The following is a 24388-nucleotide window of genomic DNA, read 5'->3' as shown; positions in this document are numbered from 1 at the left end:
TAGACTCCAGCATTTTGAGTAAAAGGCTAGGGAAGAATCTGACTGGTTTCTATTGGAAACTGTTTGGCCCGATAACTGGCGATTCTTTTGGTAGAAGTATTTACTGTCCCCCAAACAACGAGAGAAATTTTATGCCTATACCCTAAGTACCCTAATAACAGCTAGGTTGAAACTGGTGTTTCATAGTTTGATTAAAGCTGCGATCGCTTATAACCTTTTTATTGGCTCTGTGAATACTTTTTTACCATCAAAACAATTTCCGCACTCATCTACGACCAAAAGTTATGATTTTTTGAGAAAATTGTAATTTTCCGTATCTCTTCAGATTTTCTGTAGATTTGCCAACTAACCTTAGGGCAGATTTGCTAATTGCGTACCTGCCTTATTTAGCATAGCAGCAGCTTTTTTTTAGAACTAATGAACCTTGAAGATGCTAAGGGTAGGAAAGCGTTAAACCGAAAATATACGTAGACAATATTTAGTTTTATGATACTATCAGCTGCAATTTATCTTGATAGACCAGACTACTGCCAACAGCTACTATATATTTTGTAAATCGGACAGGATGCTTAATCTACAATAATAGTGCTATATCTTTGTAGTTCAAAATTTTAATAAACTACAAAGGCTTAAAAAAATCACAAAGCCGATTTTTGCAACACAACTGTATTTGATGGCTAAATCAATTGTTTCAACAAAACGACTCAGCAACCAGTTAATCCACTGGTTGCTTGAAGAAGACCGACGAGAGAAAAAAGGGCCTTACCGCAAGGAAGAACCACATCGCCAGCATCCTTGGTGGCAGGTCATGTGCTTGACTGGTGTAGATTATTTCTCGACCCTTGGCTATCAACCTGGGATTGCAGCACTGGCGGCTGGCGCTCTTTCTCCTCTGGCTACCCTGATTCTGGTTTTGCTGACGCTCTTTGGAGCATTGCCAATCTATCGGCGCATTGCTGCCGAAAGCCCTCATGGTGAAGGGTCGATCGCAATGTTAGAGCGTTTGCTGCCCTGGTGGCAAGGCAAATTACTTGTGCTATGCTTACTCGGCTTTGTGGCAACTGACTTTATTATCACTATTACTCTGTCAGCAGCTGATGCTACAGCCCATATCGTCGAAAATCCCCTGGCTGCAAATTGGCTTCACAATCAGACGATCGCAATAACTCTCATATTAGTTGCATTACTAGGTGCAGTTTTCCTCAGAGGTTTCCGAGAAGCAATTGGTATTGCAGTAGTTTTGGTGGGAGTTTATCTGCTGTTAAACTTCATTGTCGTTAGCGTCGGTCTGTATCAGATCCTAACTCACCCAGAAGCGATCGCTAACTGGCAAACTGCACTTTTTGCCCGCCATTCCAACCCTTTGATCCTAATCGGCATAGCTCTTCTCATATTTCCCAAGCTAGCGCTGGGATTATCAGGCTTTGAGACTGGTGTTACCGTTATGCCCTTGGTAAAAGGTAGCAACAACAACACGCCGCAGCATCCTAAAGGGCGGATTCGGAATACACGCAAGCTGCTCACTACTGCTGCTCTGATTATGAGCTTCTTTTTGCTTACCACCAGCTTTATAACCACTCTACTGATTCCAAGCGCAGAATTTGCATCTGGGGGCAAAGCCAATGGACGGGCCCTCGCTTACCTAGCACATCTGTATTTAGGCAATGGCTTTGGCACAATTTACGATCTAAGCACTATTTCCATTTTGTGGTTTGCAGGTGCATCTGCAATGGCAGGGCTGCTCAATATCGTACCTCGCTACCTACCACGCTATGGCATGGCACCCAATTGGGCACGAACAACGCGACCTTTAGTGTTAGTCTACACAGCGATCGCATTTGTTGTCACAATTATCTTCAGAGCAAATGTGGAAGCCCAAGGTGGGGCTTACGCAACTGGTGTGCTTGTGTTGATCACCTCAGCCGCCTTTGCCGTAACCTTATCAGCCCACCGTCACAGACAAAAGCGGGCAAGACTCGTTTTTGGAATTATCACACTGTTATTTTTATATACCACTATTGTCAATATCATCGAAAGACCAGAAGGGATTAGGATCGCTGGGTTCTTTATTGGTGCGATCATTTTTACCTCGCTGGTTTCTCGTGTTTGGCGTTCAACGGAACTGCGAGCAGAGCGGATCGAAGTTGATGAACTTGCGGGTCAATTCCTTGCCGAAGAGAGCCAGGGAGCAATACGACTGATTGCAAATCGGTTGAATACGGGCGATGTCCTAGAGTATTTTATGAAAGAGAAAGAGGTACGCGATGACAACCATATTCCACCCAACGATCCAATTCTTTTTCTAGAAATTATGGTGTCAGATGCTTCGGAATTTGCGGATGTGATCAAAGTAAAAGGGGTGCAAGTTGGTGATTATCGCATCCTCCGGGCTGAAAGTGCAGCAGTACCTAATGCGATCGCGGCTTTACTACTCTATATTCGTGACCACACAGGTAAGATTCCCCATGCTTACTTCGGTTGGGTTGAGGGAAACCCCATACAATACTTACTGCGTTTTATCTTGTTTGGTGAAGGTGACATTGCTGTAGTCACCCGTGAAGTACTGCGTCGGGCTGAAAAGAATCCCGAGATGCGCCCTGGTATTCATGTTGGGGGTTGATTGACATCTTCACCGCTCCTTGAGGATGGTGAGGATATCAATCAAACATATTGGTGTGTTGGGTAAATTCTGTACTGATATCTTGCTTTCATCCTTTTATTCTAAATTGGTCTGCGAATCAAATTGGTTGAGGTTCTTTTTGGGAATAAAGGCGATCGCAATAGATTGCCCACGTAGCGGCAAATAAACCAGTGATAGAAGTAGCGATCGCTGCTGCAACACCCCATCCCACCGGGCCTATCCAATCTGTGATCTCACAGGTGATCGCTGTTGTGGCTTTGCCAACTATATAAGCTGTCCCTGTAGCAACAAGGGTGACTAAACCCAACTCTGCCAGCATATTCAGAATTCTCTTATTAGATAAATCCTCATGAAAATAGATTTTCCAGATAGTGGTGTACATGGCGACATCAGACGCAGTTAACACAATCTGTTTGGGAACTTCCACGCCAGGGGTTGGTGCAGCTGAAGCAGTACCATTACCAATAGAGTAAGTAGCGATCGCCAAAACAGCTTCCAATCTTTTCTTGCCCAAATTACTCACGGTCTCATCTCCTTTAAGGGTTGCATTCACATCATCAACTTTGTACAGTCAGCTACTCTAAACTAGGTTAACTGAATTACGGCAAGTTCTCAGCCATAGTGTAGATGAGCGGATCAGCTAGATTGAGCCTAAAGATAGAAGAAATTACCCTAAAATTTATGTAAATATGAGCCGCCGAATCTTACATTAAGTTTAAATTTATTTAACTTTTTAGAATGCCAGACACGGAAAAGTCTCAAAACCAACTGGCTAATGACAAGCTGCTGTATCCGCAAGTTAGTAAAAAACCAATGTGAAGCTGTTTGGACTCAACCCAGAAGCCGAAATAGGCTATGAGATTTTCCTCAACTGTATAACTATAGCGACTATGCATAAGGCGATCGCCCTTACCGCATTTGCCAGAAAAAGCGATCGCGATCGATTCTTAGAAGCTGGTTTTCAGAAACACATTGCCAAACCCAGTACAACCAACTGAATTACTAACCTCAATTGCAGATTTGCTAGGGCAAAGGTATGACTAAAACTCTATTTCTCTTCATTCTCATGTTTTTGTTCCTCGCTTGGGCGTTCCGTGGCGGGAGGATAATCAACAAGTTCTTGGGTTCTGGTCGTATTTGTAGTAGCACCTTCCAGCAAAACATCTTCAGGATTTACTGATTTGTCAGCAGCAGATACATTAATCTGACCCGCTGCATTAACGTTGGGTTTGTCAGAACTACCCTTATGACTTGCATGACCGCTAGGCATAGCTATTTTCTTCACAGGGAAAAGGTGAATCTACTCTCAGCCTAAACTCCTTGGTTGTGACTTATACACTATCAGAAGACTTAAATCCAACGTTATCTCTAAACCTAATCCAATTCCCGGCGTCCTTCCAACGCCCTCGCCAGTGTAACTTCATCTGCGTACTCCAAATCGCCACCCACAGGTAAACCAAAAGCAATTCGCGTTACCTTGGTAAATGGTTTCAGTAGCTGACCGATATACAGTGTTGTTGTCTCCCCTTCTACACTCGGACTAATTGCGAGAATTACTTCTTGAGGTTTTTGCTGACTCACCCGGCGCTGCAAAGGCAGTATAGTCAACTGTTCTGGCCCAATCCCATCAATTGGTGAAATCACTCCACCCAAAACGTGATACTTGCCTTTGTATTCGCGAGTTTTTTCCAGCGCAATCACATCGCGAGGATCTGCAACAACACAGATAGTGTTGTTGTCACGATTGGCATTGCGGCAAATTTCACAAACAGGTTCAGCAGATAAGTGAAAACAAACAGAACATAAGCCTATCTGTTTTTTGGCCTCAATTAAAGCTTGTGCCAAAGCTTCAACTTCTGCTTCTGGTCGCTTCAAAATATGCAAAGCCAGTCGCTGGGCGGATTTGGGGCCAACTCCCGGCAGGCGTTGCAATTGCTCAATTAACCGTGCTAAAGGGCGTGCGTAAACCGTTGTCTTGTCTCCAGAATGTTTTTACCTTAACTATGATGACATTCTTATAGAATTTTGGATTAGTCATTTCAACTGCTTGCTTGGTTGAAAGACCGTAAAATTGAGTCAGACTTGCAGAGATAATATAAGTTATTCTGCTATCCAAATAGTCTGTAGATAAGTATCATCCTATAATTGAAGCGGAAATTTTGCGCGATCGCTATGTGGATTAGCAGGCGAAATTTTAGAAATGGCCTAAACTTTCAATTCCTATACATCTAAACAAAAAGCGCCCTCCCTTTCAGGAGAGCGCTTTTCGATTTAGTTAAACTTCAGAATTAACCGTTGATAGCAGGAGCAGAAAGAGCAACAGGAGCAACATCACCAGCAGCCAAATCTAGAGGGAAGTTGTGAGCGTTACGCTCGTGCATTACTTCCATACCCAGGTTAGCCCGGTTGATTACATCTGCCCAAGTCGCAATCACACGACCTTCAGAGTCAATGATTGATTGGTTGAAGTTGAAACCGTTCAAGTTGAACGCCATTGTGCTGACACCCAAGGCGGTGAACCAGATGCCGATTACAGGCCATGCTGCAAGGAAGAAGTGCAGTGAACGGCTGTTGTTGAAAGAAGCGTATTGGAAGATTAGACGACCGAAGTAGCCGTGGGCTGCAACGATGTTGTAGGTTTCTTCTTCTTGACCGAATTTGTAACCGTAGTTTTGAGATTCGGTTTCGGTTGTTTCACGAACCAAGGAAGATGTAACCAAAGAACCGTGCATTGCAGAGAACAAGCTTCCGCCGAATACACCAGCTACACCTAGTTGGTGGAAGGGGTGCATCAAGATGTTGTGTTCTGCTTGGAACACGATCATGAAGTTGAATGTTCCTGAGATACCTAAAGGCATACCATCTGAGAAGGAACCTTGTCCGATGGGGTATACCAAGAAGACTGCGGTTGCTGCTGCAACAGGAGCAGAATATGCTATTGCAATCCAAGGACGCATTCCTAAGCGGTAGGATAGTTCCCATTCACGTCCCATGTAGCAGAATACGCCAATCAGGAAGTGGAAAATTACCAGTTGGTAAGGACCACCGTTGTAGAGCCACTCATCTAGAGATGCTGCTTCCCAAATTGGGTAGAAGTGCAAGCCGATGGCGTTGGAGGAAGGTACTACTGCACCGGAGATGATGTTGTTTCCGTAAATCAAGGAACCTGCAACAGGTTCACGGATTCCATCAATGTCTACTGGAGGTGCGGCGATGAAGGCGATTACGAAGCAGGCGGTTGCGGCTAGCAGGGTGGGGATCATGACTACGCCAAACCAACCGATGTAGATCCGGTTGTTGGTGCTGGTGATCCACTCACAGAATCTATCCCATACGTTGGCGCTTTCGCGACGTTGTAAGGTTGTTGTCATTGTTTTATAAGTGCGGTTAGTTATTTATAATTTGGATAAGCAAATTTGCTTACCTATGTTTATTACATTAGAAGCAAAATAGAGATTTGTAAAGAAATATTAAATATGTATTGATTATGACAGTGATTTCTTTTGCTGATGAACCGCGTCTAGAGACGCAATTCATCTAGTTTTATCAACCAGGGGGCCAGTCCAACTGCCGTCCTCCCAAGATATGCAAATGTAAGTGATGGACTGTTTGACCGCCGTCATCACCAGTGTTAATGACAACTCGATAACCATTTTTCAGTCCAACTTCTTCGGCAACACGTTTGGCGGTTAACAAAAGATGCCCCAACAGAGCATGATCCTCAGATTCAGCATCAGCTAGTGTAGCAATGGGTTTTTTGGGAATGACGAGGATATGAACGGGGGCTTGGGGATGGATGTCTTTGAATGCCAGGGCCAAATTATCCTCATAAACAATATCAGCGGGAATTTCCCGACTAATAATTTTGCTGAAAATCGTTTCTGTAGTTTCACTCATGCCAATCTACCTACTTATCTGCTAGAGATTTTATATTAAGTCCGGCTAATCACTTATCGTTGAAAATAATTTTGCAAAAGGTCTAATATCGATTTATTTTCTGGAAGTCCCTAATTCAATACTCGTCAGCGAGTCTCATATCATTTTCAAAAATATTTGCAATACATGAATTGGCTATAGGGGCGTACAGATGTACGCCCCTACTTTGTTTATCCATCTCTGAACTCCGTCGCCGAGTCTTTGAACTGGATTTATCAGTCTCGAAAATTGAAATGCTCAGTTTTATGCGTAGACGCGATGGCGTTCGCGCAGCGTGTCGAAGACAAGCCTCTCGTACCACTTTGTGGAAGCAAGCTACGCGATCGCGTCTTTGTTCGCGCAGCGTCTCCGATAGGAGAAGGAGAAGAGAAGCAGCTTGTCGAAGGTATTGCAACTTCAACACATCTATATAATAAGATATTCACTATGAGCTATAACTATATTTTGAAACGTATACATACATACAGACAGCAAATCCTAAAAGAAAATAAAGAAACCTGTTGTTCGCCTAACCAAATAATAAGATACTAATAGTAATAGGAGATACAGAATATTGATTTGTAGCCTCATCTAACTCATATTTGAGTGCATCTGAGTACAGCTTAATATATTGCAAAATATCTTGACGAAATCTTAGCAAAGGCTTACAGGTAAAGTTTCTTGTAGCGAGCACAGAAATTCTTAACCCCTGCCCCAAAAATACTAGCACCCCCGTCCTTAAACACTAGCACCCCTGCCCCAAGACAAATTTTAAGTTTGTCTGGAGTCGGGGTTTCGGCGTTTGAGTACAACCTTAATCAATCCAATAAATCCAATCAGCATTGGGTTTCCTATCGAGTTGGAAGCCACCTGATATAAGCATAAAAATAGCAGATGAATCTTTTACCAGATAGACATTACCGATGCAACAGTCTTTAGACAGTATTAGCGATCCCCCCAGTACCAAAATGCAGGATTCTGCACATAGATCCATGCTGAAAAATTTACTCTCAGGCGTTTTTTTTGAGCCATTATTGAGTGATTTTCGCATTATTTTTGAGCGCGATCCCGCAGCACGGAATTGGCTAGAGGTGGTGTTTTGCTATCCAGGATTGCACGCACTCTGTTTGCATCGTCTTGCTCACTGGTTACATGGTCGAGGAGTCGGTTTTATCCCTCGGTTTATTTCTCATTTGGGGCGATTTTTGACAGGAATTGAAATTCACCCAGGTGCAGAGATTGGTCAGGGCGTGTTTATCGACCACGGAATGGGTGTTGTCATTGGCGAAACTGCGATCGTGGGCGACTATACACTGATTTACCAGGGCGTTACCCTTGGCGGAACTGGTAAAGAAACTGGTAAGCGTCATCCCACAGTCGGCAAAAATGCAGTGATCGGGGCAGGTGCGAAAGTTTTAGGTAATCTGCAAATTGGCGATCGCGTTCGTATTGGCGCAGGTTCCATTGTCTTGCGGAATATCCCTAACGATTGCACAGTTGTGGGAATTCCCGGTCGAATTATTTCCCGAAATGAAAACGCCAGCCTTTCTCCTTTAGAACATGGAAAGCTACCCGATATGGAAGCAACCGTGATTCGTTCTTTGCTCTCGCGCGTTGAGCAACTCGAAAAACAACTGCAAACTTTAAGGCAAGAGTCATTAGTCATTAGTCATCAGTCATTAGCAAAGGACAAATGACAAAGGACAAAAGACAACTGACAAAGGACAAAGGACAAATGACAAATCACGTTTTGCAGATTCCTCTGAGCGATCGCTGGCGAATCTATCGCCGACTGCAAGAGTTAAAAATAAATAGCTCTTGTCCACCCGATGGTTCTTTACGAGTGCAAGTGAACAATTTGCTAGAAGCGATTCTAATTCGCAGTACAGTTATGCAATTTCTCGCTTCTCGCCAGGAATTATTAGAGTGGCTAGAGCGTTGCTGGCATTACAACGATTAATCGCCTCTATTAATCTTGAATTCATGACGAAATGGCTGCACTTTATCCTTTTTGTTCATAGATGCACAAAGCTCAAATAGGTTTAGAGTTTGAAGCTACTGTATGCTTGCAGAATTTATTGCAGACTGAGATGGATTAGATGGGATTTAGATTTTATTTGTTCTAGTAAATCTAAAACTTTCCTGACATATAGCAACAATTAAAAAGGCGGAATTCCTAAATATAAATTGGAATTTCTGATTTTTAAGTTTTTCCCAAATTAGAAATTGAAAGTTCAATCATTTATGGCGACTCGGAACAGAGATATAAGACTCCTCACTTTTTTGCACAACGAACTTGAACTTTCAAATGCCGATATTGCTGTAGCTCTGCGACACCGTGAATTAGAAAATGGGCCACTACCGATGCTTCTCTGGCAGTATGGTTTAGTTGATTTGGAGCAGCTAGGAAAAATATTTGATTGGCTAGCCGAACACAGTTAGCGAATTTGTACCTTGTAGCTCTGAGTCCCATTACCTGCCTAAAGTACACACCAATGCTCTAGAAAATCTGAGGTTACTAAGATGATTACATCCTTAATTGCTGGATTCTGTGTTTTACTTTGTTCAGGGTTTGCTAATAGTTATATTAGTTCATTGCTACTCGAACAGAATTCAACTGACATCGGTAAAAACGATTAGTAAATTATACATTGTTTTAGTTCCCTGTCATACAGATGTGATGCTGCTAATAGATCAATAATTAAGGATCATGTATCCTACATTATGAATTGTGATATTTTTAGCATTTGCCATCGCTGGGAATTGTAGAGAGAAAGGATATTAAGAATACTTCCAAGAGAGGGATATTTGCAATGAATCAAATCATAATTAATGACACTACACTACGTGATGGCGAACAGGCAGCAGGTGTTGCTTTTACCCTAGAAGAAAAAGTTGCGATCGCTAAATTTCTCGATGCTATTGGTATTCCCGAATTAGAAGTTGGTATACCAGCAATGGGTGACGAAGAAACACGGGCGATCGCCGCAATTTCTGATTTAGGTTTACAAGCAAAACTCCTTGGCTGGAACCGCGCTGTTATCTCAGATATTAAGGCTTCTATTGCTTGCGGACTGAACCGGGTGCATATCGCCATTCCCGTCTCCGGTATCCAAATCGCCGCCAAATTCCACGGTCAATGGCGAGTAAGTTTGCAAAAACTCAAAGACTGTATCAGCTTCGCCGTCGATCAAGGTCTTTGGGTAGCAGTCGGCGGAGAAGATTCTTCCAGGGCTGATGAAAACTTCCTTTTAGATGTAGCACTTTATGCTCAAGAATGGGGTGCATCCCGGTTCCGCTTCTGCGACACCGTAGGAGTTCTTGACCCTTTCACCACCTACACCAAGGTTAAACGGCTAGTTTCAGCTTTGATGATTCCCCTAGAAATCCACACCCACAATGATTTTGGTCTGGCAACAGCCAACGCCCTTGCGGGTATCAAAGCCGGAGCCTTATCTGTGAATACCACAGTCAACGGATTAGGTGAAAGGGCGGGAAATGCAGCTTTAGAAGAAGTTGTCATGGCAATTAAACGCATCTACGGCGTTGATTTAGGCATCGACACACCCAGTTTGCTGGAACTGTCTCAACTAGTTGCAGCCGCATCAGGAGCTAGCGTACCACCTTGGAAAGCGATCGTTGGCGAAAATACCTTTGCTCACGAATCTGGCATCCATGCTCACGGGGTATTGCAGAATCCCATTACCTACGAACCATTTGCACCCGAAGAGGTGGGTTGGGAACGGCGTTTAGTATTAGGCAAACATTCTGGACGGCATTTGGTTTCAAACTTGCTAGAACAGCATGGAATTTTCTTGAACCCCCAAGAAACCCAGTCTGTTTTAGACGCAGTGCGCCATCAATCGGTACAGAAAAAACGCAGCCTGACGACAGAAGAACTATTGAATTTGGTCAGAGAACAGAGGTACTCTCATGCAACGCGATGAATTAGAGCTAAACTTGCCACCCGCTTTTGAAATTGGTGAAAAAGTCAGAGTTCGGAAACTGCTCAAGAACGATGGTACTTTTCCTGGCAAAGAAGTTGGGCAAGTTTTAGTCAACAAAGGAGATATCGGCTACATAGCCAGTATAGGGACATATTTGCAGACTTCCTATATATATGCTGTGCATTTCTTGGAAACAGGATTCGTCGTCGGCTGTAAGAAAAAAGAACTAGAATCTGTTGAGGAATCTCATGAAAGTAATGCTACGCATGAATGATGCCGGTACTTTAGTAGTCTACGTTGCTAAAAAAGACCTTGAAGAAGAAGTAGTCAAACAAACCGATGGAAATGATGGCAAGATTCTCACCCTAGCAAATGGTTGGGAATTGGAATTTCGTGATTTGCCAGACACAGCAAATTTACCTCAAACAGTAGAAGCTAAACGCCTTGCGTAAAAAAATAGGGAGTTGAGAGTTGGGAGTTATGAGTTATGATTCTTAACTTTTAACTCCTAATTTTTAATTCCCTATTCCCCAGTACAGACGCGATTAATTGCGTCTCTCCCTACTCCCCACTCCTAACTTTTTATCAATTATGGGTGACAAATATTTGACGTTATCAGAATTGAACCTTGAGGGACAGTTACTAGGTTTTGTTGGTGGTGAACCAGGAAAATATAAATATTTGCAATTGGCAGTTCCATCTGGAAATGTAGAAATTAAACTGCCTAAAGAGTTGCGCCGTTTACTAAGTTCATCCTTAGTTCCTGGCCAGCGAGTTCGCGTTTGTGGCCATAGTAAGCTAGATTCGCGCACAAGTAAAATAAAAATTAAAGCCTATCGAGTGACACCAATTGATGCGTGTCCAAATCAAGATTTACCGCCTCAAATCAAAGCGAAGATTATGGTATGTCAAAAGTCAGGTTGCCTCAAACGTGGTGGTAAAGGGTTATTATCAGATTTAGAAAAAACTTTGTGCGATCGCGGTTTGTTAGACAAAGTTACCATTGAACATACGAGTTGCCAAAAATGCTGTAGCAGCGCTCCCAACTGTGTTTTACACCTTGGTAAAAAGAAATACAAGAATATTCACCCTGAAGCGATCGCAACTTTGCTAGAAAGTCACTTAACAGAGTAATAACCTTCTCTAGCTATTCTTAAAATAATACGCAAAAAATAGGGGCAAAATTTTACCCCCATTTGTTTTCTTGATTTAGTTCTGGATTTATCTAAGGTATTTCCAGTTAATTTATAAAAGGCTATGTCTAATAGGTTATCTAGGAATTTCAGGTAATTCAAAGTCTCCCAAAGCGATAACTAGCAGAACAACTCTTACAGCTTTACCGGGAACGCTTTGGTGAATTGCCTGAATAGATAACTCACTAAATTCAGTCTTCTTGTTTTGTTTGCCGCTCTTTATCTAAAATTATATTTGCCCAAGCTTCAAGACTGCGATCGTCTTCGGGCAAAACTGGCATCAGCCCATCAAGTTTTGTCTTTAATTGTTCAATATTCAAAGATAATAAATCTCTGACAAGAGGAATGATTGCTTTGTTGCGAGAGGTTGCCTTTATTGTTGATAAGCCTGTATCTGATGCAAAATTCCGAATATCTTGCAGAGTTGGTAAGAGAGTTTTGTTTATCAGGCTATAATAAAGTTTAATAAGCAATGCTGATTTCTCAGGATCTGTTTTCTCTAGCTCCTTTAAGAATAAAGGATAAGAGACACTTGCAGATAAACCGCTTTTTGCTGACTGACTCTCTTTTTTTTGAGATGTTTTAGCTTTTTTAGTTAATGATGAGCGAGGTTTTTTCAACCTTTGATTACTTGTTGTTGGCTTTATTTGCTGAGTTATACCTGTTGAACTTATTGTGTTCGTACTTGAGAGAACCGAAACTAAGTGTTCTATAAATTTTGGCGAGGACAGAAGTTCAGCAAGACTTTTAGAAAACTCTGGACTGTGCTTTTTGAGCAGTTTAGCAATTTCTATTAGTAGTTCAAATTCTGGTTGATCCGTCACAGACTAATCCTCTTAGCAAATTCTTCTGCAAAGTTCATAAAACGTGCTTTTTGAACTGTACGAGCATATGAAGTGTTAATAATAGGCTTACCCTCCCTTGCACCTTTGGGAAATGATTTGGAGTAAGGAACCTCTGCTTGAAATACATACCAACCCTGTTTAGAAGCTAAATCTCGTACCATGTTTTTTGATAGTTGTTCTTCTGGATAATAATTCTCTGCGGCATTAAAAACCACTCCCGCAAGGCTCAGATTATGCTCCTCATTTTCGTTTTTGAAATCATTCATTGAATTTACCAGAAGAGGTAATCCGATAGCAGCAAGATATTCTGGTTTTACTGGAACCAGTAGATAGTCACTTGCAAGATATGCAGCTGTCGTTAAGACTGACTCAGTTGGAGCACAGTCAATCAGTATTAAATCATAACTATTTTCAATCTTGGCAAGTATTTTGGAAAGTTGCTTCTCCTTCTGTGCTGGGTTTTTCAGAGAGAAAGCAAGTTCAAGCCTTGATGGAACCAGGTCTATTTTACTGTCAGTGACAAAAGTAACAACATTATGGATGAGTTTGTGTGGATCAATAATTCTACTCAGTCCTGTTGGTGTACGTGTGTTCTGTTCCAGAATATCCCACGTAGTTGGTTTACCTTGATTGAGTATTGTCTTATATTTACTAACTCCTAGTAAATATTGGCTTGCATTGAATTGAGGGTCAAGATCAACAACTAAGATCTTCTTTGCCCAATGGGTATATGCAGCAAAATGCCAAGCAAGATTTACAGTCAGGGTTGATTTGCCAACCCCACCCTTCATATTGATGATAGAAACTTTTTTAGCCATGTAAATTATGTTTAGACTTTAAAGTAAGTTTGGTCTAATACCTCTATGCTCATTGTATATACATAATCATATTTATTGAGTTGTCAAGAGTGATTGCCATCATCCTTTTTTTGAAATCAAACTTTCTAGCGCATGTTGTAAATCATTCGTTACATCAGCAACCGCTTGTCTAGCAGCCAAACGATTTTCCTTATACGCCGGGTAACGCTCAGATACAGATATCGGTTCACCCACAGTAATTTTAACTTTTTGCTTACCCAATTGTGGACGCTGTACACCTTTATCGCCTTTTATTTTAGCTATCATTTGCCATAAAATTAAAGTCGTCTCAGCAAACCTTTCTACTGTTGGATTTTCACGAATATAATTACCAGAAACTGCTACAAAACTTTCTACTAGACGCATGTGCCACATCCGCGCATTCGCTTCTTCGGCAACACGATCGCCTAAAGCTCTTTCAACAGCAGATACCCCTTTTACATCCTTAAATTCTTCTCTAAATATATAATTCCACCCTGCTTGTTCTACCCTCCGACATCGGTCACTTAAACTACCTTTTGACTGCAAATTAAAATACTGTTCTGATATTTGTAGTGCAGCATTTAACAAAGCTTGTAAACGAACTGCTAATGCCTCATTTCTATCTTCAATTCCTCCTACTGCTGTTTTGGCATCTGCCAGCTTTAGATGATAAAATCGCGTGTAAAATTTTTCCATCAACGAAAGTAAATGTTCTGCCAAGGTTAATAACCGGGGATAAAGCGACTCTATAGAAGCATGTTCTGATGGATTCACAGGTAAACCACTAGCCGCTTCCAATTCACTTAAAAGATTGGCGATCGCATCCCAAGGAGCATCAACGTAACTATATTTAATCCCAACTGGTACAATTAGAACCTGTTGGTCGCGTCCAGCTTTGTGCAAGTCTTCAGCACACCAAAAGCCTAATTGGGCAATACCAGGTTCTAAGGGGCTAATATTCTCTGATAAACCATTGGTTGCACCCTCTGGCGCAGCAGCCATCGGGAATTTCCCATTAGCAAACAAGTCACGCGCCGAACGTAACCCCGTCCAGTCAGCTTTACCCCGCTGAATCGGAGTACCACCTAAATGAGAAGCAATCCAGCCAACGTGGGAACCTGCCCATAGAGGAATGCCGCGATCGTAGATAAAATGAGCGTGAATCGGAAATTCTAGCGTTGTGCCTTGTGATCGTGCTACCTTTGGCACGAGTTGAGACAGCAAGTAGGTCAAACAAAATGGATCGTCTGTTTTCGGATGGCGAAATGCCAGCATAAAACGGATCTTACCCTCCTGAAACTGACGATAGAGATCCACCAGAACCTCTACGTTGTCTGCTTCAATTTGGGTAATAGGTGTTTGCCAGTTTATCCAACTGGGTAGCAACAGATGGACAAATCGTAGAACTAAGGGGTTAAACGCCGGAGGAATAAATTCTAAGGGTGGCTGTGCTTGATAAATTACATCTGCCAAGGTAGTTTTCTCCTAAAGTTGCGATCAAAAAAGGCGGAAGGCTATAAGTAAAAATGAAAAATAAATAACGCTGTGTACTTTGTACTTCATCCTTAATACTTCATACTTTAGTTGACATAGAAATTAGCGATCAAAGAAAGGCTATAAACGATGCGACTGTCACAAATGTTATTCGTTACACTCCGGGATGATCCAGCTGATGCTGAGATTCCTAGCCATAAATTATTACTCCGTGCAGGCTACATTCGTCGCATCGGTAGTGGTCTTTATGCTTATTTGCCGTTAATGTGGCGGGTACTGCAAAAAGTTTCTCAGATTGTGCGGGAAGAAATGAACGCTACAGGCGCACAAGAATGTCTTTTGCCACAATTACAACCGGCTGATTTATGGAAGGAATCGGGACGCTGGGACACTTACACCAAAGCCGAGGGGATCATGTTTTCCCTAATTGACCGCCGTGAGCAACAATTAGGATTAGGGCCAACTCATGAAGAAGTAATCACAGCGATCGCTCGTGATATGATTCGCTCTTATCGCCAGTTACCCCTACACCTCTACCAAATTCAAACCAAATTCCGCGATGAAATTCGTCCCCGCTTTGGTTTGATGCGCGGACGGGAATTTATCATGAAGGACGGCTACTCCTTCCATACCGATGAAGCCAGCCTCAAAGAAACTTACCAGGATATGTATAAAGCCTACAGCAATATTCTGCGACGTTCTGGTTTAGCTTTTCGGGCAGTGGAAGCCGATTCTGGTGCAATTGGTGGTTCTGGTTCCACAGAATTTATGATTTTGGCGGAAGCTGGTGAAGATGAAGTTCTCTACACTGAGGATGGTAAATACGCCGCTAACGTAGAAAAGGCTGTTTCTTTACCAATTGATGCCGAAACCTCACGGTTTACAACCTACGAGAAACGCGATACACCTGGAACAGAAACGATTGAAAAGGTGTGTCAACTCCTCAACTGTTCTCCTACTCAATTGGTGAAAAATGTCCTTTATCAGACAGTTTATGATAATGGCGCAACAGTGTTAGTTCTGGTAAGCATCCGAGGCGATCAAGAAGTTAATGAAGTCAAATTGCAAAATGAATTGACCAAATTAGCTTCTGAATATGGCGCTAAAACTATTATTAGTTTGAATGTACCAAATGTAGAAGCCCAACAAGCATGGACAGCTAAATCTTTACCTTTAGGCTACATTGCACCAGACATCGCAGATGAGTATATTACCGCCAATAAACAGATCCATGCCAAGTTTTTGCGCTTGGTGGATCAAACAGCAGTTGATTTAAAAAACTTTGTTACAGGCGCAAATGAAGCTGGTTATCACGTAGTTGGTGCTAATTGGGGTGAGCAATTTAAGTTACCAGAGCGAGTAGTAGATATTCGTAAGTCAAGACCAGGCGATCGTGCCATCCATAACCCAGAACAAACCTTACAAAGCGCCCGTGGAATCGAAGCCGGTCATATTTTCCAATTAGGCACTAAATATTCTCAAGCGATGGGAGCAACTTATACCAATGAACAGGGTGAAGAAAAGCCGCTATTTATGGGTTGTTTTGGCGTAGGTGTATCACGACTAGCACAAGCTGCCGTAGAGCAATCTTACGATAAAGATGGGATTATTTGGCCAGTTGCGATCGCACCTTATCACGCGATTGTGACAATTCCTAACATTAAGGATGCTCAACAAGTCGAAATCGCCCAAAAACTCTACACTGAACTCAATCAAGCGGGAATTGAAACCCTACTAGATGACCGCGATGAACGGGCTGGAGTGAAATTTAAAGATGCTGACTTGATTGGCATACCTTATCGGATTGTAACCGGGCGAGCGATCGCTAATGGCAAAGTCGAAGTTGTAGAAAGAGCCACCCGTAAATCGCAAGAAATTGTCATTGATGAAGTTATAACTACACTCAAACAGTGGATTACCGCCGCAATAGAGAGGAAAAATTAAATCCAAAGGTTTATGCAGAGGTTCGTGGAGGATTTTTGTGATAAATACTCAGCGTTCCTCTGCGTTGTAAATTTAATCTTCAATCATCTCCAGAAAGAATGATATTTAGATAATTTGGCAGGTGACGGACTAGAAATAAAAATTCTAAAATTAAATTAGGGACTCACCAGATTAATGCATTTTGAGGCATCAAGTCTCCTCCAAGTTGTGGGAAACTCTCTACTTATAAGTATCGTCTTTAACCAGGCTGCTCCTCACATAACTACCATATCAGCCCTCATTCAGGAAGGTTTTGAACATGAAAGACCAACAAGGATCTAATCGTATTTCTTCAGGCGCAATTGCAGCCGTCTCAGCAGTGGTTGTAGCGGTGGGTGGCGGTGTGGCTTGGTTAACTACACACTCCAGCAATGCTCCCACACCGTCAAACCCCTCTGGGCAAATCGCTCAACCAGCACAGCCAACAACTAGGCAGCCAGGTAATGAGAACACCCCTAACGTTTATTGGCTAAGACCAAAAGACAAAAATGTTACTTTGGTTCCCCAGCCTGTGAAAGTAGCTTCTGTACGACCCAACCAGGCTTTAGAAGCAGCTTTCCAGAGTTTATTAGCAGGCCCAACAGAAGGGACAGATTCGACGACTATCCCCAAAGGAACTAAGCTGTTGGGGCTGAAGTCAGAAAATGACGAGGTTCACGTTAATTTATCTGAAGATTTTACCAGCGGTGGTGGTAGCACCTCAATGATGGGCCGCGTGGGACAAGTTGTTTACACTGCGACAACTTTAAATCCAAAAGCCAAAGTATACATTGACGTGAACGGCAAACCGTTGGATGTTTTAGGCGGTGAGGGTGTAGAGTTACAACAACCGCTAACTCGTGAAAGCTTTCAGAAAAATTATCCCCTTTAGTCATTAGTCATTAGTCATTGGTCATTAGTTTTTCACAAATGACAAAGGACAAATGACGAAGGACAAAGGATAACTGATCTAACGTTTGCTATTTAACACACGAAAATTACGGGCTTGCTCCTCTAACCTTGTGGCGAGGCGATCGCAAACCCGATTACACAACTCAAAAATCATTTGATCTTCCACCCGGTAATAGGCGCAAGTTCCTTCACTGCGGCGGCTAAGAATACCTGCTTGCCACATTACCTTCAGGTGTTTTGACACATTTGCCTGAGAAGTCTGTGTTGCCTCTACCAACTCTTGCACGCATTTTTCTTCATCCCGTAATAAGTGGAGCAGCCGCAGGCGCATTGGCTCACTTAACAGGCTGAAGTATTCAGCTACTTGTTGCACCACTTCTGGTGGTAAAGGCAACGTTTGTTTCATCAGGATTAACCCGCAAGGACTGAAAGTTTTAACAATGACTCACTTCATATATAGATTAATACTTAATCAGGGTTAATTCGCATCAAAGGTTGGCCATATTCCACAGCATCACCATTTTGGAGAAGAATTTCCATCACCTGTCCGGAGACTTCGGCTTCGATTTCATTCATCAGCTTCATCGCCTCAATGATACAGACTGTTTGACCCTTGCGGACGCGATCGCCTACTTCCACAAATGCCGCTTCCCCTGGCGCAGGAGCGCGATAAAACGTTCCCACCATTGGGGAAGGCACTTCTACTAATCTCTGGTCAATGATTGAGGGAGGATTTACTGACAACTGCAATTGTGTGCTAGTTCCAGTATTTTCAAATACGCGAGATGTGGACACCTCCGTTACCTGGCTTGCGTTCACTTGGTTTCCCCCAGATGAACCCGATGTCAAGCCCGAACCCACCACACCGCCGAAGGTCGCTTGACCTACCGACAACATCTGATTGCTGACGCTCACAGCCTTACGGACTGTTAGTTCAAAGTCATCGCTTTTGAGCGTGACTTCTGCAATATCTGTTTGTGCGATAGTTGCCAGTAATTGGCGGATTTCATTAAAGTCCAATGGCACAGTTTTTATTACCTCGACCTATCCGTAAATGAGCGTCTTAAGTGCGGCAGGGATTTAATCCCTATATAGGGATTTCAATCGGGAGCAAACATCTCCGTAGAGATGAAAGTTATTCCCTGCTGATATATTTATCTTCTTGGGTATCAACTTTGATGCGTTCTCCTTGGGAAATAAACAAAGGAACCATCACAATTGCCCCAGTTTCCAGAGTTGCGGGTTTTGAGCCACCAGTGGCAGTATCACCTTTTAAACCTGGATCTGTTTGTACAATTTCCAAAACCACAGATTTAGGCAATTCTACTCCCAGCACCTGGTCGCCCCACTTAATAACTTCGGCTTCCATACCTTCCTTAAGATATTTGACGCGATCGCCAATTTGTGCGCGGGTCAATCTACCTTCTTCGTAGGTTTCCATATCCATAAAGACGAACTCATCGCCCTCTTTATAGGTATGCTGCATCGTACTTTTTTCTAGGGTGGCTTGCGGCACTGTTTCCCCTGCTCGGAACGTTTTTTCCATCACGCTCCCACTCTGAACATTTTTTAACTTAGTTCGTACAAAGGCGGAACCTTTGCCTGGCTTGACGTGGAGGAATTCGAGCACTCGCCATACAGACCCATCTAATACAATTGAAACACCGGGTCGAAAGTCGTTACTGGAGATCATGAAACTTTCAAATTTTGGAAGACAATCGGCATTTATTGTACCCTTCTAGGGTCGTCATTGGGCATTTGTCATTAGTTAGTTGCATTTGTCATTAGTCATTTCTCCCCTGCCCTAGACCTCTGCTCCACTCATCACTTAACGTGGGAAGATTATTGATGGGTTACGTCCAGTCAACAATTCAATGCTGCATTTGAGTTATCCCATGCTTAACTTATTAAAATCCTGGCTGAAGAACAGCCTAATGGCAATACTGCTGGTAACAATATTTTTAGGCATAACTACAGCTGGGTGGACTCCCTCCAGTAGCGCCGCGCTGCCAGCCGGCAACGCAATTACCGACGGCAAGGCTTTGTTGCGGTATGCACTCCCGATAGATAACAAACCTGTGCGGCAACTACAAGCCAGTTTAGAGGACATCTCTGCCCAACTACGGGCAAATCGGCGCTGGGGTGCTATTTCCAAAGACATCAGCAAAGCATCCCGCATTCTCGATAAACCTTCCCAAATCTTAACAAGCGTTCCCGAAGAACGCCAACCCCAAGCCGAAGCTTGGATTACCGAGTTGAAGTCTGGGGTGGGTAAATTGCAAGAATTGGCGAACAGCAAAGATAAAGAACAAATTCTGCAAGAGAGAGCTAAACTGCTGAATCTCGTTACTCAGCTAGAAGAGTCAATGGTGAAACAATTCCCCTTTGAAGTACCTGCTGAATACAGCAACCTGCCACAACTTAAAGGTCGTGCCACTGTAGAATTCAAAACCAACAAAGGCGATTTAACCGTCGTAGTAGATGGTTATAGCGCCCCTGTGACTGCTGGTAATTTTGTAGATTTGGTACAGAGGGGTTTTTATAATGGTTTAGAATTTACCCGTTCTGAAGAATCTTACTTTCTCCAAACTGGAGATCCTGCTGGAAAAGATGTCGGTTTTATTGACCCAAAAACAGGCAAATATCGCGCTATTCCCTTGGAAGTCTTAGTTCAAGGCGATAAAGCACCTACTTATGGCATTACTCTAGAAGAAGCTGGACGTTACATTGATATGCCAGTTCTACCTTTCTCTGCTTTTGGTGCAGTGGTAATGGCTCGTCCCGAAAGTGAAGTAAATGGTGGTTCGTCACAATTTTTCTTCTTTTTGTTTGAACCAGAACTCACCCCCGCAGGACGCAACCTATTGGATGGTCGTTATGCCGTTTTTGGTTATCTCACCGAAGGCAGAGAAGTTTTGGATAAACTGAAAGCTGGTGACAAAATTGAATCGGCAACTGTGATTCAGGGAATAGAAAATCTGGTTGAGCCGCAAGCTGCATAAGAAGAGAGCAGGGGGAGAATAATTCCTGTAGAGACGCGATTAATCGCGTCTCCCCTGATTCAGATTCCCAGCAGTGAACACTTGATCAACTGTAATCGCTAATTCTGGAAAAGTCTGCGATCTAATTTGCTGAGTTGTTGTAAAAACTGCTTCTTCGTACAATCCATCTTCCAGTAGTAACACAGAAACTTTTGTTTCCAGTGGGTCTACAATCCAATATTCAGGAACCTCTAAGGCCGCATATTCGGAGCGTTTATAACGATAGTCCCGTTTGATTGATTCTGGACTAACCACCTCGACAATTAGTAACGGGGGTGACTCAAATACTGCTGAAGCATTCAACAATTCTCTAGCTTGCTCCATTGTCACTACACACAGATCAGTCAACCTAGATTTATTTCTACCCGTTCTCACTCCACTTTCCCGAAAACACAGCCAAGGTGAGCTACAACGTTTGATTTCTGCATCTAGAAGTTGTTCAAGAAATTTGGCAATCAGGAAATGTTCAATAGTTGGTGGGTTCATTAGCTCTAGCTTGCCATCCACCAATTCATAATGGAAACCGTTACCATCATCATAGGTTAAGTACTCCTCAAACGTGATGCTGGTTACTGGTGTTGTTACCATTCCAACTGACTCCTAGACGATACCCTTATATTAAACAGTAAAGTAAATCATCAGTTTTCTTCGCAATTTTGCAACACGAAAAACCGATTGTGAACAGTGAGTTATCTTCTCAACAAGTAAAAGACATTGGTGAACAAGGTCTTTTAGAAAGATTACAGCGCTTCTGTCCTCCAGAAATTATCGGCGATGATGCCGCAGTACTTGAGACTGCACCAGAGCAATCTTTGGTGGTGACAACAGATGTGCTAGTTGATGGCGTACATTTTAGCAATGTCACCACTTCCCCAGAAGATGCTGGTTGGCGAGCTGCTGCTGCTAATTTATCAGATTTGGCAGCAATGGGTGCTTCCCCATTAGGAATCACTGTCGGGTTGGGACTCCCTGGTGAAGTTAGGGTGAGTTGGGTTGAGCAATTGTACCAAGGAATGACAGAATGCCTGGAAAAATACAATACCTCAATTGTTGGGGGTGATATTGTGCGATCGCCTGTGACGACTTTGGCAATTACTGCTTTTGGTCAAGTTCACCCTCATAGAATTATTCGCCGTTCTGCTGCTATTGTGGGAGATGCGATCGTCGTCACAGGCGTTCATGGAGCCTCCCATGCTGGCTTAGAACTGCTCTTGCATCCCGAATTGCAACAAAACCTCAACGACGAAGAAAAGACGGCTCTAATCCGCGCACACCAACGCCCACAGCCACGATTAGATGTCTTACCAATCCTCTGGGAAATCTTAGCATCCCCATGCCCCATGCCCATTGCTGGCATGGATAGCAGTGATGGTTTAGCAGATGCGATTATTCAAATTTGCCGCGTCAGTGGCGTTGGCGCTGTCCTAGAACATAGACAAATTCCCTTATCAAAAGCTTTTAACCATTGGCTGACACAAGAACAAGCGCTGGAATATGCTTTATACGGTGGTGAAGACTTTGAATTAGTGCTGTGTTTGCCACAAGAGTCAGCATTAGCCTTAGTACAACATCTTGGTCAAGGTGCTGCGATCGTGGGCAGGATTAAATCCGGATCAAAAGTACTATTGCACGACGAGCAAAAAAAATTCCCTGACCAAGTTCTGAGTCTTAGCCAGGGATTTCAACATTTTGATCAATAGTCCTTTGTCATTTGTTCTTTGTCATTTTTCTAATGACCAATGACCAATGACTAATTATTGCCACTTTTCAGCTACTAATTCAGCCAAATCTAAGACTCGTTGGCTGTAACCCCACTCGTTGTCATACCAGGCCATAACTTTTACTAGGTCATTGCCCATAACCAAAGTCAAGCTGGAATCGACAATCGAAGAAGCATCACTACCTTGATAATCGGAAGATACCAGTTCTAGTTCGCTATAGTCCAAAATGCCTTTCAGTGGGCCTTCGGCAGCATCCTTGAGAGCTTGGTTAACTTCTTCAGTAATAGTACGCTTCTCAACCTGAACTACGAAATCTACCATTGAGACGTTCGGGGTTGGTACGCGTAAGGCAACGCCATTTAGCTTGCCTTTCAGGTCTGGGATAACCAGTGCCACAGCTTTTGCCGCACCAGTCGAGGTGGGTACAATGTTAATCGCTGCTGCCCTCGCCCGTCGCAAATCCCGGTGAGAAGCGTCTAGCAAACGCTGGTCACCTGTATAGCTGTGGGTGGTGGTCATCGTACCTTTGATGATGCCGAACTTATCATTCAACACCTTGGCGATCGGTGCCAAGCAGTTGGTAGTACAGCTAGCGTTACTGATAATGTGGTGTATGTTGTGGTCATAGTCGTGATGATTCACACCAACCACAAAAGTGCCATCCTCGTTTTTACCAGGAGCGGTAATCAGAACTTTCTTGGCTCCAGCATTTACGTGCTTGAGTGCTCCTTCTTTGCTAGTGAATACCCCCGTTGCTTCGATAATTAGGTCAATTCCCCAAGCTTTCCAGGGCAAGTTTTCTGGGTTGCGATCGGATACGCACTTAATGGTCTTACCGTTAACGATGATAGAGTTATCATCGGCACTAATCTCAGCACCCTTGATCTTCCCTAGCATTGAGTCATACTTGAGCAGGTGAGCATTGGTTCTAGGGTCTGAAGTGTCATTAATAGCGACAAGATCGATCCTACTATTCTCTCTACCCACCCAGCAACGCGCAAAGTTACGTCCAATCCGCCCGAAACCGTTGATTGCAACTCTAATCACAGTGTCTTGCCCTCTGTATTTATGCTTATATGTTGATATCGTTGACCCCAATCATATCGCAAAGGGGGGGAGCACTTTTAACCATAAAGTGTTAGATCAATAAAAAAACACATAATTTATTCAGATTTGTAGGAGTAGAGATTGTTGTTAGTGATATATAATCTGACGGATTCCGGGACTAAATAACGAATTGACTGGTGTTCGCTGCAAAATTTGCGAATTAGACTTGATGAAACTCCTACTAAAGGTATATTCAAGAGTTGCCAGTGAATGGTGTATGACTGCTCCCTAAGTTGTTGCTCCACTTGCTTGCAGATTAATTTGCTTTGAGTTATAGTCTCACCACCTAGCAGTCGGGGTGCTATTAACCAATCACACATTTGTGCTAGTTCGTGTCCCCGGTACCAACCGGGTAAGGTTTGGAAAGTATCCAAGCCCACAATCCAGTACCAGTGAGTATTTGGGTAACAAGCAGATAAGTCGATCAGCGTATTAATGGCATAGGAAGTCCCAGAGCGATTTGCCTCCACTAGTGAGACAGTAAACGCTGGGTTATCTTTTATGGCTAATTGCAGCATTTCCACACGATGCTCAAACAAAGCTGCTTCTTTCTGAGGAGGATTTAGGGATGGCACCCAAATTATCTTTTCAAGGGATACTTCTTGCATTGCTGTCTCGGCTACGAGCAGATGTCCCCAATGAATTGGATCAAATGTGCCACCAAAAATTGCTAGTTGCTGCATCCAGTTATGCCTGGGTTTTATGCAATTGAAAAATAGTTTCATTACCAATGTACTATTGTACTCAATTAAACCCTAGACTTGATGCAAT

Annotated in this window: 27 protein-coding genes; 13 read left to right on the top strand and 14 right to left on the bottom strand. The window is 43.0% G+C overall.

Annotated elements, in window-relative coordinates; translation table 11 throughout:
• Positions 1–673 precede the first annotated feature (673 nt).
• Complete coding sequence (locus RM347_RS02000; protein ID WP_322722426.1) at positions 674–2620, top strand: amino acid transporter; 1947 nt, start codon at positions 674–676, stop codon at positions 2618–2620.
• A gap of 118 nt (positions 2621–2738) precedes the next feature.
• Here RM347_RS02000 and RM347_RS01995 read toward each other — a convergent pair whose 3' ends face one another.
• The gene (locus tag RM347_RS01995) at positions 2739–3164 is read right to left on the bottom strand and encodes a hypothetical protein (protein WP_322722425.1); all 426 of its coding nucleotides are present in this window, start codon (positions 3162–3164) and stop codon (positions 2739–2741) included.
• Between the two features lie 292 nt (positions 3165–3456).
• On the opposite strand from RM347_RS01995, the gene RM347_RS01990 reads away from it, so the two are divergent.
• The gene (locus RM347_RS01990) at positions 3457–3639 is read left to right on the top strand and encodes a hypothetical protein (RefSeq protein ID WP_322722424.1); all 183 of its coding nucleotides are present in this window, start codon (positions 3457–3459) and stop codon (positions 3637–3639) included.
• Between the two features lie 50 nt (positions 3640–3689).
• Here RM347_RS01990 and RM347_RS01985 read toward each other — a convergent pair whose 3' ends face one another.
• From RM347_RS01985 to RM347_RS01970, 4 genes are all read right to left on the bottom strand, one after another.
• Positions 3690–3911, bottom strand: coding sequence for a hypothetical protein (locus RM347_RS01985; RefSeq protein ID WP_322722423.1), 222 nt, complete (start codon positions 3909–3911; stop codon positions 3690–3692).
• Between the two features lie 104 nt (positions 3912–4015).
• A complete protein-coding gene (recR, locus tag RM347_RS01980; RefSeq protein WP_322722422.1) occupies positions 4016–4573 on the bottom strand; it encodes a recombination mediator RecR in 558 nt (185 codons plus the stop codon).
• A 356-nt stretch (positions 4574–4929) separates the two neighbouring features.
• Complete coding sequence (gene psbA / locus RM347_RS01975) at positions 4930–6012, bottom strand: photosystem II q(b) protein (protein ID WP_322722420.1); 1083 nt, start codon at positions 6010–6012, stop codon at positions 4930–4932.
• 175 nt (positions 6013–6187) lie between these two features.
• Entirely contained in the window at positions 6188–6538 is a 351-nt protein-coding gene (locus tag RM347_RS01970) for a histidine triad nucleotide-binding protein (RefSeq protein ID WP_322722419.1), read from the bottom strand.
• Between the two features lie 941 nt (positions 6539–7479).
• Here RM347_RS01970 and cysE point away from each other — a divergent pair.
• The 7 genes from cysE (at position 7480) to RM347_RS01935 (ending at position 11637) form a co-directional block, all read left to right on the top strand.
• Entirely contained in the window at positions 7480–8253 is a 774-nt protein-coding gene (cysE, locus tag RM347_RS01965) for a serine O-acetyltransferase (protein ID WP_322722418.1), read from the top strand.
• A 38-nt stretch (positions 8254–8291) separates the two neighbouring features.
• Positions 8292–8516 carry an Asr1405/Asl0597 family protein gene (locus RM347_RS01960; RefSeq protein WP_322722417.1) on the top strand — a complete coding sequence of 75 codons (225 nt, stop codon included), beginning with the start codon at positions 8292–8294 and terminating at the stop codon, positions 8514–8516.
• Between the two features lie 284 nt (positions 8517–8800).
• Positions 8801–8998: a DUF2949 domain-containing protein gene (locus RM347_RS01955; protein WP_174710338.1), complete on the top strand. Its 198-nt coding sequence runs from the start codon at positions 8801–8803 to the stop codon at positions 8996–8998.
• 371 nt (positions 8999–9369) lie between these two features.
• Entirely contained in the window at positions 9370–10503 is a 1134-nt protein-coding gene (gene nifV, locus RM347_RS01950; RefSeq protein ID WP_322722415.1) for a homocitrate synthase, read from the top strand.
• Positions 10490–10777 carry a nitrogen fixation protein NifZ gene (locus RM347_RS01945; protein ID WP_012407236.1) on the top strand — a complete coding sequence of 96 codons (288 nt, stop codon included), beginning with the start codon at positions 10490–10492 and terminating at the stop codon, positions 10775–10777. Before nifV ends, RM347_RS01945 begins: the two co-directional genes overlap by 14 nt.
• On the top strand, positions 10752–10955 hold the full coding sequence (gene nifT, locus RM347_RS01940) for a putative nitrogen fixation protein NifT (protein ID WP_114083693.1): 204 nt from the start codon (positions 10752–10754) through the stop codon (positions 10953–10955). Before RM347_RS01945 ends, nifT begins: the two co-directional genes overlap by 26 nt.
• Positions 10956–11094: 139 nt before the next feature.
• Positions 11095–11637: a (2Fe-2S) ferredoxin domain-containing protein gene (locus tag RM347_RS01935; protein ID WP_322722414.1), complete on the top strand. Its 543-nt coding sequence runs from the start codon at positions 11095–11097 to the stop codon at positions 11635–11637.
• A 250-nt stretch (positions 11638–11887) separates the two neighbouring features.
• Here the strand turns inward: RM347_RS01935 and RM347_RS01930 are convergent, their stop codons facing one another.
• The 3 genes from RM347_RS01930 to RM347_RS01920 all read right to left on the bottom strand — a co-directional run bounded on the left by RM347_RS01930 (position 11888) and on the right by RM347_RS01920 (position 14853).
• Complete coding sequence (locus tag RM347_RS01930) at positions 11888–12520, bottom strand: hypothetical protein (protein WP_322722413.1); 633 nt, start codon at positions 12518–12520, stop codon at positions 11888–11890.
• Entirely contained in the window at positions 12517–13359 is an 843-nt protein-coding gene (locus RM347_RS01925) for a ParA family protein (protein ID WP_322722412.1), read from the bottom strand. The genes RM347_RS01930 and RM347_RS01925 overlap by 4 nt, the downstream gene beginning before the upstream one ends.
• 99 nt (positions 13360–13458) lie before the next feature.
• A complete protein-coding gene (locus RM347_RS01920; protein ID WP_322722411.1) occupies positions 13459–14853 on the bottom strand; it encodes a 1-acyl-sn-glycerol-3-phosphate acyltransferase in 1395 nt (464 codons plus the stop codon).
• Between the two features lie 150 nt (positions 14854–15003).
• On the opposite strand from RM347_RS01920, the gene RM347_RS01915 reads away from it, so the two are divergent.
• Together RM347_RS01915 and RM347_RS01910 are read left to right on the top strand one after the other, a co-directional pair.
• A complete protein-coding gene (locus RM347_RS01915) occupies positions 15004–16818 on the top strand; it encodes a proline--tRNA ligase (protein ID WP_322722410.1) in 1815 nt (604 codons plus the stop codon).
• Between the two features lie 298 nt (positions 16819–17116).
• Complete coding sequence (locus RM347_RS01910; protein ID WP_322722409.1) at positions 17117–17728, top strand: GerMN domain-containing protein; 612 nt, start codon at positions 17117–17119, stop codon at positions 17726–17728.
• Positions 17729–17806: 78 nt separating this feature from the next.
• Here RM347_RS01910 and RM347_RS01905 read toward each other — a convergent pair whose 3' ends face one another.
• The 3 genes from RM347_RS01905 to efp form a co-directional block, all read right to left on the bottom strand.
• Positions 17807–18154 (bottom strand): ArsR/SmtB family transcription factor, encoded by a 348-nt coding sequence (locus tag RM347_RS01905; RefSeq protein WP_069070430.1) that lies wholly within the window; start codon positions 18152–18154, stop codon positions 17807–17809.
• A gap of 62 nt (positions 18155–18216) precedes the next feature.
• The gene (accB, locus tag RM347_RS01900) at positions 18217–18774 is read right to left on the bottom strand and encodes an acetyl-CoA carboxylase biotin carboxyl carrier protein (protein ID WP_012407244.1); all 558 of its coding nucleotides are present in this window, start codon (positions 18772–18774) and stop codon (positions 18217–18219) included.
• A gap of 109 nt (positions 18775–18883) precedes the next feature.
• Positions 18884–19441: an elongation factor P gene (efp, locus tag RM347_RS01895; protein WP_114083704.1), complete on the bottom strand. Its 558-nt coding sequence runs from the start codon at positions 19439–19441 to the stop codon at positions 18884–18886.
• Positions 19442–19643: 202 nt separating this feature from the next.
• Between efp and RM347_RS01890 the strand changes: the two genes are divergently transcribed.
• Complete coding sequence (locus RM347_RS01890) at positions 19644–20750, top strand: peptidylprolyl isomerase (protein WP_322722407.1); 1107 nt, start codon at positions 19644–19646, stop codon at positions 20748–20750.
• A gap of 39 nt (positions 20751–20789) precedes the next feature.
• Here the strand turns inward: RM347_RS01890 and RM347_RS01885 are convergent, their stop codons facing one another.
• On the bottom strand, positions 20790–21377 hold the full coding sequence (locus RM347_RS01885) for a Uma2 family endonuclease (protein WP_322722405.1): 588 nt from the start codon (positions 21375–21377) through the stop codon (positions 20790–20792).
• 89 nt (positions 21378–21466) lie between these two features.
• Between RM347_RS01885 and thiL the strand changes: the two genes are divergently transcribed.
• Positions 21467–22489 (top strand): thiamine-phosphate kinase, encoded by a 1023-nt coding sequence (gene thiL, locus RM347_RS01880; RefSeq protein ID WP_322722404.1) that lies wholly within the window; start codon positions 21467–21469, stop codon positions 22487–22489.
• 54 nt (positions 22490–22543) lie between these two features.
• Here the strand turns inward: thiL and RM347_RS01875 are convergent, their stop codons facing one another.
• Together RM347_RS01875 and nadD are read right to left on the bottom strand one after the other, a co-directional pair.
• Positions 22544–23557 (bottom strand): type I glyceraldehyde-3-phosphate dehydrogenase, encoded by a 1014-nt coding sequence (locus RM347_RS01875; RefSeq protein WP_322722403.1) that lies wholly within the window; start codon positions 23555–23557, stop codon positions 22544–22546.
• Positions 23558–23673: 116 nt separating this feature from the next.
• Positions 23674–24300 carry a nicotinate (nicotinamide) nucleotide adenylyltransferase gene (gene nadD, locus RM347_RS01870; protein ID WP_322722402.1) on the bottom strand — a complete coding sequence of 209 codons (627 nt, stop codon included), beginning with the start codon at positions 24298–24300 and terminating at the stop codon, positions 23674–23676.
• Between the last annotated feature and the right edge of the window lie 88 nt (positions 24301–24388).

It is taken from the genome of Nostoc sp. ChiQUE02 (assembly GCF_034531305.2).
Lineage (GTDB): Bacteria > Cyanobacteriota > Cyanobacteriia > Cyanobacteriales > Nostocaceae > Nostoc.
This window is presented reverse-complemented; position numbering and strand designations above follow the sequence as displayed.